At 59.5% G+C, this 14107-nt stretch carries 13 protein-coding genes and 1 pseudogene; 11 read left to right on the top strand and 3 right to left on the bottom strand.

Features of this window, described 5'->3' with window-relative positions:
* Nucleotides 1-24: 24 nt before the first annotated feature.
* Together IM739_RS23800 and IM739_RS23795 are read right to left on the bottom strand one after the other, a co-directional pair.
* Nucleotides 25-771 (bottom strand): pyridoxine 5'-phosphate synthase, encoded by a 747-nt coding sequence (locus IM739_RS23800; RefSeq protein ID WP_237371812.1) that lies wholly within the window; start codon nt 769-771, stop codon nt 25-27.
* A 10-nt stretch (nt 772-781) separates the two neighbouring features.
* Nucleotides 782-1681, bottom strand: a complete 900-nt coding sequence (locus IM739_RS23795) for a sugar-binding transcriptional regulator (protein WP_237372005.1) — start codon at nt 1679-1681, stop codon at nt 782-784.
* A gap of 237 nt (nt 1682-1918) precedes the next feature.
* Between IM739_RS23795 and IM739_RS23790 the strand changes: the two genes are divergently transcribed.
* From IM739_RS23790 to IM739_RS23745, 10 genes are all read left to right on the top strand, one after another.
* Nucleotides 1919-2860, top strand: coding sequence for a tagatose-bisphosphate aldolase (locus IM739_RS23790; protein ID WP_237371811.1), 942 nt, complete (start codon nt 1919-1921; stop codon nt 2858-2860).
* Nucleotides 2853-4286 (top strand): ROK family protein, encoded by a 1434-nt coding sequence (locus IM739_RS23785; protein WP_237371810.1) that lies wholly within the window; start codon nt 2853-2855, stop codon nt 4284-4286. Before IM739_RS23790 ends, IM739_RS23785 begins: the two co-directional genes overlap by 8 nt.
* Before the next feature lie 178 nt (nt 4287-4464).
* Nucleotides 4465-5454 carry an ABC transporter substrate-binding protein gene (locus tag IM739_RS23780; protein ID WP_237371809.1) on the top strand — a complete coding sequence of 330 codons (990 nt, stop codon included), beginning with the start codon at nt 4465-4467 and terminating at the stop codon, nt 5452-5454.
* A 127-nt stretch (nt 5455-5581) separates the two neighbouring features.
* Complete coding sequence (locus tag IM739_RS23775; RefSeq protein ID WP_237371808.1) at nt 5582-6646, top strand: ABC transporter permease subunit; 1065 nt, start codon at nt 5582-5584, stop codon at nt 6644-6646.
* A complete protein-coding gene (locus IM739_RS23770) occupies nt 6639-7385 on the top strand; it encodes an ATP-binding cassette domain-containing protein (protein WP_237371807.1) in 747 nt (248 codons plus the stop codon). Before IM739_RS23775 ends, IM739_RS23770 begins: the two co-directional genes overlap by 8 nt.
* A 356-nt stretch (nt 7386-7741) precedes the next feature.
* Nucleotides 7742-8818 (top strand): Gfo/Idh/MocA family protein, encoded by a 1077-nt coding sequence (locus IM739_RS23765; protein ID WP_237371806.1) that lies wholly within the window; start codon nt 7742-7744, stop codon nt 8816-8818.
* Complete coding sequence (locus IM739_RS23760) at nt 8818-9651, top strand: sugar phosphate isomerase/epimerase family protein (RefSeq protein WP_237371805.1); 834 nt, start codon at nt 8818-8820, stop codon at nt 9649-9651. The genes IM739_RS23765 and IM739_RS23760 overlap by 1 nt, the downstream gene beginning before the upstream one ends.
* Nucleotides 9648-10457 (top strand): alpha/beta fold hydrolase, encoded by an 810-nt coding sequence (locus IM739_RS23755; protein ID WP_237371804.1) that lies wholly within the window; start codon nt 9648-9650, stop codon nt 10455-10457. The genes IM739_RS23760 and IM739_RS23755 overlap by 4 nt, the downstream gene beginning before the upstream one ends.
* A gap of 4 nt (nt 10458-10461) precedes the next feature.
* Nucleotides 10462-11163, top strand: a complete 702-nt coding sequence (locus IM739_RS23750; protein WP_237371803.1) for a ribulose-phosphate 3-epimerase — start codon at nt 10462-10464, stop codon at nt 11161-11163.
* 15 nt (nt 11164-11178) lie between these two features.
* Nucleotides 11179-12171 carry an ROK family protein gene (locus IM739_RS23745; protein ID WP_237371802.1) on the top strand — a complete coding sequence of 331 codons (993 nt, stop codon included), beginning with the start codon at nt 11179-11181 and terminating at the stop codon, nt 12169-12171.
* A gap of 225 nt (nt 12172-12396) precedes the next feature.
* On the opposite strand, the gene IM739_RS23740 is transcribed toward IM739_RS23745, so the two are convergent.
* Nucleotides 12397-12804: a beta-eliminating lyase-related protein gene (locus IM739_RS23740; RefSeq protein ID WP_237371801.1), complete on the bottom strand. Its 408-nt coding sequence runs from the start codon at nt 12802-12804 to the stop codon at nt 12397-12399.
* Nucleotides 12805-13048: 244 nt separating this feature from the next.
* Here IM739_RS23740 and IM739_RS23735 point away from each other — a divergent pair.
* A pseudogene (locus IM739_RS23735) lies at nt 13049-13801 on the top strand (IS110 family transposase); the annotation flags it as partial.
* Nucleotides 13802-14107: the final 306 nt, after the last annotated feature.

Raw genomic sequence — 14107 nt, 5'->3', positions numbered from 1 at the left:
TCATCGGGCGGGGGTGTCGGGAGATTACCCTTCCTTCGTTCGAAGCGCTTCTCCATAGGCCTTTATGGTTGCGGGAAGGCCGAGCGCAAGTGCGTCCGAGATCAATGCATGGCCGATCGAAACTTCTGCCAGTTGCGGGATTGCGGATTTCAAAGCTGGAAGGTTCTGCAATGTGAGATCGTGACCGGCGTTGACCTGAAGTCCCGCCCTTGTCGCCGCCCCTGCAGTATTTTGCAGGTTTTCAAGGTGTAACTGGATCGCCTCCGACGTAAACGCACTTCCATAGGGGGCCGTGTAGATCTCGATGCGATCGGCGCCCGCCGCTTTGCAAAGTGCTGGGACGTCGGGATCCTCATCGATAAAGAATGAGACGCGGATGCCGTGCTTCTTAACCCGCTCTGTAGCAGCCTGCAGGAGATCAGCATTGGCAATCACGTCCCATCCATGATCCGATGTCGACTGATCAGGCGTGTCCGGCACGAAAGTTACCTGATCCGGCTTGGTGCGGCATACAAGATCGAGGAAATCGTCGCTTGGATAGCCTTCGATGTTGTACTCCCGGTCTGGAAAGTTCAGACGCAGCAAGCGCTCCAGCACCTGGACGTCGTCACGTCGAATATGCCGCTCGTCAGGCCGTGGATGAATGGTGATGCCGTCAGCACCGCTTTCGAGAGCAAGTTTTGCAAGACCCTCGACGCTTGGCCAAGGAAGGTTTCGGCGGTTGCGCAGGAACGCGATGGCATTGACGTTGACGGATAGTGAGGTTTTCACGATTTTCTCCTCAATTGGCCATCGACAGGCGGTCGAGAATGGCTTGCGCGGTCGTCACATCTGTCACAAGGGCATTGATCATGCCCGATCGGGCTGCACCGATAATGCCGGGCGCCTTGGCGGGTGCCGCCGCGACGGCAATTGTCAATTTAACCTTGCGGAGCTGTTGCGGGGATGCGGCAATCATGCGCTCTTCCCCGTCCCAGTGCAGGATCTCGCCGCTCTCGGTGACATAGTGACGCAGAACGTCGCCTGAAGCCTGGCCAAGGGCTTTTTCGCCCGGGAGCGCTCCGGTCGCTTCGGAAGGATTTGCCGAGTGTCTCAAACCGACGCCGACGATTGCTGCATCCAGCTTGTTCCAGAGCGAGGTTACTTGCTGGACTGTGGGATCAGCGAGAAACGCATCCCGCAGTTCCGATGAGGAAATATAGGGCGCATGCAGAAAGTGCGGGGTCCCCCCCAACTGTTCGGCGGCCTGGCGGACGAATTCATTGGTCTGGAAGTGCGGAGCGGCCTGCTGCATCCCGCCATTGAGCGCGACGGTCGCAACTCCGGGCAATGAGGGGAGGCCGGCAAGCGTCACTTGCCGGACAGCCCGTCCCCATCCAATGCCGATGGTTGAGCCTGATCGCAGTCCTGCTTGCTTCAACAGGGACCCCACGGACGGTGCCAGTGCGCTCAGTACATTGGTCGGTGGCGCGTCGATGACGGCTGCCGTTTGCAATTTCAGCGCTTCAATCAGCGCCGCGGTCAAATCTTCAGATGGCGAAAGATCGATTACTTCGATGCGGACGATCCCCGCAGTGCGCGCCTTTTGAAGCAGACGCGAAACCGTCGCCGTTGATAAGCCTAGCTTTTTGGCAATATCAACCTGCGACATTTCCGATTGGTAGTGCAGCTTTGCAACCATATGCAACAGCGTACGGCTTGCCATAGCCTCTTGTGACTGAGATGAATTCAGGTTGAAATTCCTTTCTGCAATGTGTTACGTTCACTGTGACACATAGGAGTTATCGCTCAAACCCGCCCGTTTCGCAACGAATATGCGGCTGCTGGGCTCTTAATGTTCAACGATCGCTTTCCCTCCGGACCTTGGAGCGGAAGAAATTTCAGTATCCCGTTTCGGGTGACATAGAGGGAGGACTTGATGTCCAGATTGACGACAGCCGAAATGCGTGGTTACCAGCAGATCTGCGGAAGTGACGGAGCCATGATGGTCATAGCCTGCGATCAACGCGGCGGCATGCGCACCTTGCTTGCCAAGGACCCGCAGGAACAGGCGGCGATCTCCGACAAGACGCTGGGGGACACGAAAGCCGATATCGCCAAATTTCTTGCAAGCAAGGCATCTTGTGTTCTGGTCGATCCGATCTGCGCCGTTCCTGCGCTTGTCGATGACCGCATCATTCAACGCGACACCGCATTGCTCATTGGCCTTGATGCCTCAGGCTGGGATACCTCGCCGGAAGGATATCGGCTTTCCAAGCTGGTTCCCGGCATTACCGCCCGCCGGGTTCGCGAGCTCGGTGCGACGGGGGGCAAGATCATGGTTTACCTCCGCTCTGATCGCGACGAAGCGAACGTTCACAACATCGAGATGCTGCAGCACTGCATCGAGGACTTCGCGCGCGAGGACCTGTTGCTCGTGGTCGAGTTCCTGACCTATAAGCTCGATGATGAAGACGAAGCTGCCTACAAAGAGCGGATTCCTTCGCTGATCGTCGGCGGAAGCAAGATTTGCCTCGATTGTGGATCGAAAGTTCTGAAGATTCCTTATCCGGGAACACCGGAAGCCTGCGCTGAAGTCACTACGCTTGCAGGCGACGTGCCGTGGGCCGTGCTGTCTGCGGGCGTTGACCACTCAACGTTCTTGACACAAGTTGAAGATGCGATGCGCAATGGGGCTTCGGGGGTCATCGCGGGCCGATCGCTCTGGAAGGATTGCATTTCGCTGGATCGCTCAATCACGAAGGAGCGGTTGGAGTCGGTGGCGGTTCCGCGGCTTCGCGAAATTCAAGCCGTCATTGCCGCTCATTTTAAACACGCAACGTCCCATAGTGCCCGTCAAGGTCAGAAAGCAAATGCCTGAGATTGCCGTTGGTATAGACATTGGCGGCACGAATGTTCGTGCTGCTCTCGTCTCAAGGGAAGGCAACATCCTCGAAAAGCTGTCCGAACGAACGCCGGCAGATCCTTTGCAGGTCATTGAGCGCATCAAGACGATGGTAGGTCTGCTCGACGCGCCCGCAGATGCCGGCGTCGGCATAGGCATTCCCGGCCGTGTGGATGCTGCGAACCGGACGATCCTATCCGGTGGAATTTTGAACCTGGCCGGAATCGATTTCGCCAATCAGTTGGAGGACGCTCTTGGCCGGGCCGTCGTCATCGAAAATGATTGCAGCATGGCACTTATCGCGGAGATTGCCCTCGGTGTCGCCAAGGGGTACCAAAGCGTGGCGATGCTGACGATCGGAACCGGCATCGGTGGCGCGGTTGCAAACAACGGCCGTATCCATCGCGGCCGGATCACTGCCGGGCAGTTGGGCCATATTTCCGTCGCACAGGACGGCCCCCTATGCCCATGCGGAAGGCGAGGGTGCGTCGAAACCTTCAGTTCGGGCACCGCGCTGCGGCGCCACATGAATGAAGCAGGTCTGGAAGCCGTCTCCGCCAGCGATATTTTCGATATGGCGGCGAGCGGCAGTGAGACGGCCAGGGCTGTACTGCATGCCTGGGCATCCCCCTTACGGATCGCAGTCGACAACATTGCGGCGATGATGGATCCGGATATCATTGTATTGGGCGGTGGTCTGGGTTCGGCGGCCGCACGGGCGCTCACCGATTTTCCGGCTGTGGCTCCATGGTTCCAGCCGAGGATACTTGCTGCGAAACTCGGAGATGATGCAGGCGTCATCGGCGCGGGCCTGTCCACCTTTTCAAGCGGGGGCAACCGGGTTGAAAAACGCGTCGTTCTTGTCAACGGGGTCCCTGCATCGGGCAAAAGCCGCCTGGCAAAAGCGCTGTCGCAGCGCACCGGGTGGCCAATTCTCTCGCTCGACGACATCAAGAATCCGTTCTTGCAGCACATTGGTGGCGTCGATCGGGATTTCAACCGAACCTTGGGGAAGGCAAGCTACCAGGCGATCTGGTCGCTCATTGGCGAAGCCCCAGCGGGATCGACATTCATCGTCGACGCCTGGTTCGGATTCCAGCCGAAAGCTGTGCTGGAAGGCTATATCAAAGATGCAGGTGTCGAACGCACCGCGGAACTTTGGTGCAAGGTGCCGGGAAAGGTCGCCGGCGATCGCTATGCCAGTCGGTTGAAAGACAGGCTGCCGGGCCATCCGGGGGCTGAATACGTCCAGGAACTGGTGGTGCTCGCCGATTGCGCGGAACCCATCGGATGCGGCCCCTTTTTGACGGTCGACCAAACCAGGGAACCGGACATACAGGGGGTGATCGACTGGATTTCGGGGGTGTTCAACCCAACCGACGAACATAGGCGCTTGCGGTGATCCGTCACGCTCGACGGCTGGCGATACGGATGCGTTTTACCGCCGCCGCAACATCCAAAACCAAGATAAAGCCGATAGCAATTCATTGCAGCAAAAAATTACTTGACGAACCGTCATAACCAGCGTGATTATTCGTTTTGCCGGAAAGGGAGTTCCGGCTTTCAAGGAGGAGGAAAGCATGGAACGTCGTTCATTCTTAAAGGCCGGTGTAGTCGCAGCGCTTGTGAGCGTTACCGCCGTCGCTGGACAAGCGCAGGCACAGGACAAGAAATTCACAATCGCCCTTGTACCGGGCCTCACCACTGACGCTTTCTACATCACCATGCGCAAAGGCGCCGAGGCGGCCGCCAAGGCGGTGGGTGCCGAACTGGTGTTTCAGGGTGCGCCGGATTTTAATCCGGTGACGCAGGTTCCGGTGCTCGATGCGATCATCGCCAAGAAGCCCGATGCGATCCTGATTGCTCCAACCGACAAGGACCAACTGATACAGCCGCTGAAGAAGGCCCATGATGCCGGCATTCCGGTCATCACGGTCGATACCTTCATTGGCGACGGAATTTATCAGACCGGTGCCGGCGACGCCGAGTTTCCGCTGTCCTACATCGCTTCCGACAATGTTCTCGGTGGCGCAATTGCAGCGCGTGCCCTGGCAAAGGCCGTTGGCGAGAAGGGCAAGGTCTATGTTTCGAACGTAAAACCCGGCATCTCGACCACCGACCAGCGCGAGCAGGGCTTCAAGGACGAGATGGCCGCAAACCATTCTGGCATCGAAGTTCTGGAAAGCCAATTCAACGACAACGATGCCAATAAGGCGGCCTCGCAGCTTCAGGCCGTGTTTGCACGAAACTCCGATCTCGTCGGCGTCTTCGGCGCCAACCTGTTCTCGGCACTGGGTGCCGCAAACGGCGTCCAGCAGGCTGGCCAGACAGGCAATATCAAAGTTGTCGCCTTCGATGCGCCGACCTCGATCGTCGACAACATCAATTCCGGTCTGGTCGATGTCGCCATCGCCCAGCATCCGGCGGAAATCGGCTATTTCGGCGTGATGTCGGCCTATGCCCATCTGACCGGGAATTCGATCCCGACCGCCATCGGCACCGGCTTCACGATTATCGACAAGGCGAACCTCGCCGACCCGAACGTTGCGAAGTACATCTATTCGGATTGATACGACCGGCTGCGGCGCCCTTGCCGGAAGGCGGGCGCCGCACAGACGTGTGTCGTTGCATGATTCCACAGGATGACCCTTAACGCATGCCGCAAGCCATTGCGCATGCCTCATTTCCGGACGTACCATGACAAGCACCGTTGACGAGCCGCCGAAGGTGGACCCACATATCGCGCCGCAGGCAGATCATGCCGACCAGACACAGACGCTGATCGGCCACATCGCACAGTTGCGCGCATGGCTGTTTCTCGCAGCCCTTATCGTCATATTCGAAATCTGGTCGCGCATGTCTTTCGGCGGCACCTTTGTCTTCTCGCCGTTCAACTGGCAGTCGATCGCCATTTTCGCCGTCGCGCCCCTCCTGCTGGCCATCGGCCAGACCTTCGTCATCATTTCCGGCGGCATCGATCTGTCGATGGGCTTCATCATGGGGCTGGCGGCCGTTATCGCCGCGCACATGACAAATCTTGCCGGCCTTTACATGCCGCTGCCCCTGGCCATGCTGTTCGGCATTCTCGTCGCTGTGCTGGTCGCGACCGTTCCCGGCATCATCAACGGACTGCTGATCTCGCGCCTCAAGGTTCCGCCCTTCATCGGCACGCTCGGCATGTTCGGTGTTGCACGCGGCACGGCCTTTCTGCTGGCCGGCGGCACGACGGTTCCGGTGAAGAACGAATATTTCGCCATGCTCGGCAATGGCCGTATCCTTGGCATTCCCTATCTCGTGCTGGTGACGGCGGTCTTCGTCCTGATCATGCACTATATCCTGAGCCAAACGCGCTTCGGCCAGCACAACTACGCGATCGGCGCCAATGCGCAGGCCGCAAGACGAGCCGGCATCGACATCAAGCGCCATATTCTCAAGCTCTATGTCCTGTCCTCCGTGTGCGCCGGGCTCGGCGGCGCACTCTATGCCGCCCGCTTCACCGCAGGGGCTGCGCAGGCAGGGGAACCGCTGCTGCTCGATTGCGTCGCAGCCGTGGTCATCGGCGGCGCCAGTCTCTTCGGCGGTTCCGGTTCGATCCTCGGCACGGTCGCAGGCGCTCTGGTCATCGCCGTCATCCAGTATGGTCTGGTCTTTCTCGATGTCGAACCGTTCTGGCAGTTCATCGCCGTCGGCGTCGTCATCATCATTTCCGTTCTCATCGACCAGGCGCAGCGCCGGTTCAGCGGAGCAAAACAAGATGAATAGTCAAACCCCGCTGCTCGAGGTCCGCAATCTCTCCCGCCACTTCGGTGCGGTGAAGGCACTCGAAAACTGCTCCCTTGTCGTGCATCCGGGCGAAGTCGTGGCGCTGGCCGGCGACAACGGTGCCGGCAAGACTACGATGATAAAGGCAATTTCCGGTGTTTATGCGCCGACCTCGGGCGAAATCCTGATCGAGGGTCGGCCCGTTACCTTCTCCTCGCCGCAGGATGCCCGTGAAAAAGGCATCGAGACGATCTATCAGGATCTTGCGCTGGCCGACAATCTGACGATCGGCGGCAACATCTTTCTCGGCCGCGAGCCGATGCGCAAGGCCTTCGGTTTCCTGCCGGTGATAGACCGCAAGGCGATGGCGGAGGCTGCGCGCAAGACGATGGCGATGCTCGACTTCCATGTGAAGCGGCTTGATGCGCCGGTGAGCAATTTCTCCGGCGGCCAGCGCCAGGCCGTCGCCATCGGCCGTGCCGTCTACTGGAACGCCCGCATCCTGATCATGGACGAGCCAACGGCGGCGCTCGGCGTGCCGGAGCAGCGCAAGGTCGTCTCGTTAATAAAGTCGCTGAAGGCGCAGGGCCGCGGCGTCGTTTTCATCTCGCACAATTTGCAGGATATTTTTGCAGTGTCAGATCGGATCGTTGTCCTTCGTCGTGGCATCGTCGCTGGTGAGCGCAATATCAACGAGACCACACATGACGAAGTCGTCAAGCTGATGATCGGTGGATAAGATTTTAGTGCGGCTTGAAGCTCAAAGATTGCGTAAGCAGACTGGATTGGGCGACTGAAACTGCAGGAAAATCCTCTGCAAAATGTGCAGTAATGGTTGTCGTGTCAGCGTTCACTTTAATATCGATTCGGTTCGTATGGATTCCGGCGACCGGGGTTCCGTTGAGACGTGAGGGGTACTGCCAATGCGGCGGCAAAATTCGAGGCGACCAGCAGCGTGGCCCTAGGCGATCGACCTGGTAAAGCTGCACTTCTTCGATCCACAGACGCACCTCGCCCGGCCGCACGTCGTTGCTTCGGGGACGGATTCTGACAGCCGCGACGCTGCAATGAAACACACAGACACGAGAGTTACGCATGCCAGCAAAGCAAGAAAAACGCCTCCGCGTCGGCGTATTGGGAGCGGGCCAGATCGCCCAGGCGGCCCATTTCGAAAGCTGCACCAAGGCTGCCAATGCCGATCTCTACGGGATCTGCGACGTTGCCGATGATCTGCGCGAGCGCATGGCGATCACCCATGGCGCGAAAAAGACCTACAACGACTATGACAAAATGCTGGCCGATCCCGATATCGACGCGGTGATCATCGCAACCGCCGATGCCTTCCACGTTCCTGCCTCCATCAGAGCACTCGAAGCCGGCAAACATGTCCTGTGCGAAAAGCCGGTCGGTCTGACGGTCGAGGAATGTAGCGAGCTGAAAGTCGCTGTCGAAAAATCGGGCCAGGTGTTCCAAGTCGGCCACATGAAGCGCTTCGACGCCGGCCTCCAGGCGGCAAAATCCTTCATCCGCGACGAGATGGGCGCGCTGGTCGCCCTGAAGGCCTGGTATTGCGACAGCACCCATCGTTATCCGATGACCGATGCGGTTCAGCCGCTGATCGTCGCAAGCGCCAATGCCCGGAAGCCCTCGACCAATCCCAAGGCCGATCTGCGCCGCTATTACATGCTGGCACATGGCTGCCACCTGATCGATACGGCCCGCTATTTCGCCGGCGATATCGTGTCGGTCGACGCCCGTCTGTCGGAGCGTGCCGGCATCTGGTGCTGGTTCGTCGATGTCGAATTTGCCTCCGGCACGCTCGGTCATCTCGACCTCACCGTACAGGTGCGCATGGACTGGCATGAAGGTTTCCAGATCTACGGAGAGAATGGCAGCGTTCTCGGCAAGACTTTCAATCCCTGGTATTACAAGTCGAGCGAGGTGGATATTTTCCGCGAAGCTGACGGCGCCACCCATCGGGTGCTCGGGGCCGACGGGCATTTCTATCGCCGCCAGCTGGAAGGCTTTGCCCGCACCATCCTCGACGGCACGCCCAATGAAGGCGCCGATATCGATGACGGCCTGGCTTCGGTCCAGGCGATGGTGGCGATCGCCCGCTCGGTGGAAAGTGGTAAGGCCGTCGCGCTGGCCGACACGACGGGTGGTGTGTGATGAAGCTCGGCATCTTCGCCAAGACCTTCGAGGGCAGCGATCCGGAAACGGTGCTGAGATCCGTTGCCGATGCGGGCTTTGCCTGCGCGCAGTATAACATGGCCTGTTCCGGGCTTGCCGCAATGCCGGACGCCATCAGCGAAGAACAGGCGTGTTCGGTGGCGGCGGCTGCGAAGGCAAGCGGTATCGAAATTGTAGCCGTTTCAGGCACCTACAACATGATCCATCCCGATCTTGCCGTGCGCGAGGCCGGCCATCGCCGGCTGGCGGTTCTGGCCGAGCGCTGCGCTTCTATGTCGACCGGTCTTGTCACGCTCTGCACGGGAACGCGCGATCCGCTGGATCAGTGGAAGGAGCATCCCGACAACAACTCGCCAGAGGCCTGGCGCGATCTGCTGGATGCCATGGAGACGGCGGTCGAGATTGCAGAGCGCTTCGACGTCGATCTGGGCATCGAACCGGAACTGGCCAATGTCGTGAATTCGGCGGCCAAGGCGCGACGCCTGATCAATGAGTTGAAAAGCCCCCGCATCAAGATCGTTCTGGACCCCGCCAATCTCTTCGAGGTGGAGACGCTGGAAGAACAGCGGACCATCGTGTCCCAGGCGATCGACCTCTTGGGCGACCGTATTGTCATGGCCCATGCCAAGGACCGAACACAAGACGGGCGCTTCGCCACCGCAGGCAAGGGTGTTCTCGACTATGTCTACTATCTGCGCAAACTTGCTGAAATCGGGTTTGGCGGCAGTCTGGTCACGCATGGGCTGTCGGCTCAAGAAGCCCCCGGTGTCGCGACATTCCTGAAGACCAGCCTTGTCGGAGCAAGGCGATGAGCGACAGGCGGCTGTTCGAGACGAACGACGGAACGCGCCTGAACGTCGATACGGCTGGCGAAGGACACGCTGTCATTTTTCAGCACGGCCTGTGCGGCGATGCCGGCCAGCCGCAAGAAGCCTTTCCCATCGAACCCGGCTTTTGTCGCATCACGGTGGAAGCGCGTGGCCATGGCAGTTCGCAGTCCGGCCCGCTCGAGCGCCTGTCGATCGCGACATTCGCCGACGATATCGCCGCCTATATCGAAAGCCGCCTGCAGGCGCCGGTGGTCGTGGGCGGCATTTCCATGGGGGCAGCCATTGCGCTGCGCCTGGCCGTCAAGCGACCGGATCTCGTCAAGACCCTGATCCTGGCGAGGCCTGCCTGGGTGACCGCAGCGGCACCGGACAACATGATGCCCAATGCCGAGGTTGGGCGGTTGCTGGAGACAATGCCGCCCGCAGAGGCGAAGGCGGCCTTTTTGGCCGGACCTATCGGTCAGCGCCTTGCTGCGGAGGCGCCCGACAATCTGGCTTCGCTGACGGGGTTCTTCGCCCGGCAGCCGATTGCGGTGACAGCCGCCTTGCTGACCGCGATTTCCAATGACGGACCCGGAGTGACCGAGGAGGAGGTTTCGCGCATCGCCGTGCCGACCCTGGTCATCGGTCACGAGCAAGACGCCATTCACCCGATCGCCTATGCGCGCGCCCTGGCCGAACGGATACCAAAGGCGCGGTTTGAACAGATCACGCCCAAGACGGATAGCCGCGCGCAATATGTCGCCGACTTCCGACATGCCATGCGCACATTTTTGAAGGAGCTTTAGGACCATGACCGCCCCCTCCAAGACGTGGATCGCCGAACTTCCAAAGGATCGCCTGATTGCGGAATTCTCAGTCTGGTCGGCCGACCTCGTGCGCCTGGCGGATGATCTCGCACGTGTCGATCCCTTTGTGGATGTCTTGCATATCGATGTCGCCGACGGCCACTTCGCGCCGGCCATGCTGTTCTTTCCCGATCTCGTTGCCGGCGTTCGAAAGATCTCCGCGCGTCCGATCCATGTCCATCTGATGGTGGCCGACAGCATACTGCTGTCGCAGATCGAGCAATTCGCCGATGCCGGTGGCGACCTGATCAGTTTTCATGTCGAGAACGAGGCGGTGGCCGAAGTCGCTCTCGACTTGATCGCGCATCGCGGCATTGCTGCCGGCATGGTTCTGCGGGTCGAGACGCCGGTCGAAACCGTCCGCAAATATGCAGCGCGCCTCGATTTCATCACCTTACTTGGCACCGCGATCGGCGTGAAGGGGCAAGGGCTCGATGAAAAGGCGGGCGAGCGTCTGCAACAGACAAAAAAGATCATCTCCGATTGTGGCGCAGCGCACCGTATCGTCCTTGCCGCCGACGGCGGCATCCGCGAGCATACCGTGCCGCTGCTTCGCCAGTCCGGCGCGCAAACCGTCGTGCTTGGCTCGCTTGCCTTCAACGCGCCTTCGCTTTCAGAGCGCATGGCGTGGTTGCACGCCCTCTAGCCGGCAGGTCGCCAGATGCAGCAGGTCGCGATCGGAATTGATCTGGGAGGGACGCAGGTTCGCGCGGCGCTGGTTGGCGAGCAGGGGACAGTCTTCGCCCAGGCCGAGGACCGGACCGAAGCGGCTGCCGGCCCCGAGCGCGTTCTCAGCCAAATCCTCTCCCTGGCCGAACAGGTCCTCGCGGCTGGGCAGCCCTTGTCGGTTGTGGGTGTCGGAGTGTCGACGCCCGGCCCGGTTGATACGATCGCCGGAGTGGCAAGCGTTGTGCCGACGCTGGCCGGCTTTGCCGGCTTTCCGTTGAAAGCAGAACTGCAGAAGCGTTTTGCCTATCCCGTCAGCCTGGAAAACGACGGCATTGCCGCAGCGATCGGCGAGTGGCAATTCGGCGCCGGCAAGGGACGCGAGAACCTGATCTATGTCACCGTCAGCACCGGGATTGGCGGCGGCATCATCACGGATGGACGGGTGGTTCGCGGCCGCAAGGGCATGGCAGGCCATATCGGCCACATGTCCGTCATGCCGAATGGCGAACTCTGCCCCTGCGGCAACAGGGGATGTTTCGAGGCTTACGGATCGGGGACCGCCTTTGCATTGCGGGCGCGCAGCAGAGCGCTGACCTGTACTGAAACGGCGCTCGGAAAAAATAGTGCCGAAGTTCATAGCCGCGACGTCTTTGCGGCCGCCAGGAATGGCGATGCCCTCGCCAGTATTCTGATCGAAGAGGAGGCCGAAATCCTTGGCCGCGGCTTCACGAGCCTAATTCACATCTTTAGCCCCGAAATAGTGGTCATGGGGGGCGGCCTCTCCCATGAGTTTGACCGTCTGCAGCCAGGTATCCAGAAGTACATCGCCCAATGGGCCATGCCAGCCTTCAACGACGTTCCCGTCATCCGCGCAGCGCTTGGTCAGAATTCCGGCCTTGTCGGCGCGGCGGCTCTCGCCTTCCTTGCCAACATGCCGCCGGAAAACCAGCCCGGCTTTTCGCAAACTTCCAAATCGAGGACTTAAAAAATCATGCTGACAATCAAGAGACTGAGCCTGGAAGATGCCCGTATCCGATCAACATATACGACAAACCTCAAATCAGGAATTGTCGCACAGTCTCATATTCCGACAGGGTTTGTCGCGTAAAAAATCGCCGGGCTGCCCCATCGATTTCGACCCGCCGAACCGCTACGCGGAAATCATCTGTTTTCCGTCATCATAAATTGAGTTTTGGATTTTCGGCCAACTCTATCGGCTAAGGAAGCGGCCGACACATTTCAGCGCCTCTTTGACGGATGCGCCTCCCACGTCCATATGAGTAACCCACCGCTGGCTCTTTCCGCCGCGGCTTGAGGTTATCCCGATACCTTGTTCCGCAAGGAAAGCAGCCAGCGTCGCCGCAATGGCTTCGTCCACATCTACGAACACGATATTGGTATCAGGTAGGCGCGCGCGCAGTCCCGGAAGCTGGCTCAACCCATCGGCAAGCTCGCGCGCGAGCGCGTGATCATCGGCTAACCGATCAACGTTGTTTTGCAGGGCATAGAGTCCGGCTGCCGCAATTATGCCAACCTGACGCAACCCGCCACCCACCATCTTACGCAGCCTGCACGCGCCGTCGATGAAGGCAGCATCCCCCGTCAGCACCGAACCCATCGGCGCGCCAAGCCCCTTGGACAAGCAAATGGACACACTGTCAAAGGGTAGAAACGGGTCGTGATAGGCTGCTAGCTGGAGGGGAGTTGCCGAAGGCTTATTGGAGGCGTTCAACCCCGTTAAAAAACGTGGCACATGGGCTGTTGCGTACTTGAGAGTGGTGACGTCGCGTTAGCGGCGATCCCGGTTAGGAAATTGACGAACTTGCGCGGCCCAGCCCCTCCGATTCCAAGGAGGAGAAGCCATGCCCAAGATCCGTTCTTCCACACCACAGAACCTCACCCAAGTTCATCCCGGCGCGGCGGCCGTGGACATCAGGTCCACGATGCATATGGCGGCTGTTAATCCGGAACAAACCGATACGCCCATACGCGCCTTCGGCACCTTCACCCACGATCTGCATGATATGGCTGTCTGGTTCAGATCGTGTGGCGTTACCAGCGTGGCGATGGAGTCGACCGGCGTTTACTGGATCCCGGCTTTCGAGATTCTCGAGCAGCATGGGTTTGAGGTGATCCTGGTCAACGCACGTCATGCGAAGAACGTGCCGGGCCGGAAGACTGACGTCAGCGATGCGGCCTGGCTACGGCAGCCGCATTCCTATGGCCTTCTGCGTGGGAGCTTTCGTCCAAACGCAATGGTCGCCACTTTACGCGCGTATCTGCGTCAGCGAGAGCGGCTGGTCGAATATGCTGCGGCTCACATCCAGCACATGCAGAAGGCCTTGATGAACCTGCAGCTCCATCACGTGGTCTCCGACATCACCGGCGCGACAGGTATGAAGATTATCCGAGCAATCGTTTCCGGCGAGCGCGATCCAGACGTGCTGGCATCTTTGCGCGATGTTCGCTGCCACTCTTCCACCAAAACAATCAGGGCATCCTTGATCGGCAACGACCGCGATGAACACGTGTTTGCCCTTTGCCAATCACTGGACCTTTACGACTTTTACCAGGTGAAAGTGCTTGAATGCGACCGCAGGATTGAGTCGGTAATTGCGTGTTGCTTTTCGCGTCCAGTACGAAGCTGGACGCCGCCACCTTCTGGTGGACGGAGGCAGGGGCGATCCGATGCAACGAGCAGGCATGCCGGTGCCTGTTCCTGCGGCGGCGTCGTGATCGACGATGACATAGAACCCACCAGGGTTCAGCCGCTCGTCGACGGCTCGGTTGAAGCCGGCCGCCTTCGTGCCCCTGGCGTGGATTAGCGTGGTGTGGCGATCGTGGAAGAACAGATGCAGCCAAAGGACGGGCAACATTGTCCGTTCAATCGTGCTCCAAACTCGATAAATTTGACGTCCCGA

Origin of the sequence: Rhizobium sp. SL42 (assembly GCF_021729845.1) — a bacterium.
In the GTDB taxonomy this organism is placed as follows: Bacteria; Pseudomonadota; Alphaproteobacteria; order Rhizobiales; family Rhizobiaceae; genus Allorhizobium.
This window is presented reverse-complemented; position numbering and strand designations above follow the sequence as displayed.

Bases quoted from the DNA above. Each gene is read 5' to 3' on its own strand.
- IM739_RS23785 (WP_237371810.1), top strand. From the start codon at position 2,853: ATGCCTGAGATTGCCGTTGGTATAGACATTGGCGGCACGAATGTTCGT.
- IM739_RS23770 (WP_237371807.1), top strand. From the start codon at position 6,639: ATGAATAGTCAAACCCCGCTGCTCGAGGTCCGCAATCTCTCCCGCCAC.
- IM739_RS23750 (WP_237371803.1), top strand. From the start codon at position 10,462: ATGACCGCCCCCTCCAAGACGTGGATCGCCGAACTTCCAAAGGATCGC.
- IM739_RS23755 (WP_237371804.1), top strand. From the start codon at position 9,648: ATGAGCGACAGGCGGCTGTTCGAGACGAACGACGGAACGCGCCTGAAC.
- IM739_RS23790 (WP_237371811.1), top strand. From the start codon at position 1,919: ATGTCCAGATTGACGACAGCCGAAATGCGTGGTTACCAGCAGATCTGC.
- IM739_RS23775 (WP_237371808.1), top strand. From the start codon at position 5,582: ATGACAAGCACCGTTGACGAGCCGCCGAAGGTGGACCCACATATCGCG.
- IM739_RS23740 (WP_237371801.1), bottom strand. From the start codon at position 12,804: ATGGGTTCGGTGCTGACGGGGGATGCTGCCTTCATCGACGGCGCGTGC.
- IM739_RS23795 (WP_237372005.1), bottom strand. From the start codon at position 1,681: ATGGTTGCAAAGCTGCACTACCAATCGGAAATGTCGCAGGTTGATATT.
- IM739_RS23780 (WP_237371809.1), top strand. From the start codon at position 4,465: ATGGAACGTCGTTCATTCTTAAAGGCCGGTGTAGTCGCAGCGCTTGTG.
- IM739_RS23760 (WP_237371805.1), top strand. From the start codon at position 8,818: ATGAAGCTCGGCATCTTCGCCAAGACCTTCGAGGGCAGCGATCCGGAA.
- IM739_RS23745 (WP_237371802.1), top strand. From the start codon at position 11,179: ATGCAGCAGGTCGCGATCGGAATTGATCTGGGAGGGACGCAGGTTCGC.
- IM739_RS23765 (WP_237371806.1), top strand. From the start codon at position 7,742: ATGCCAGCAAAGCAAGAAAAACGCCTCCGCGTCGGCGTATTGGGAGCG.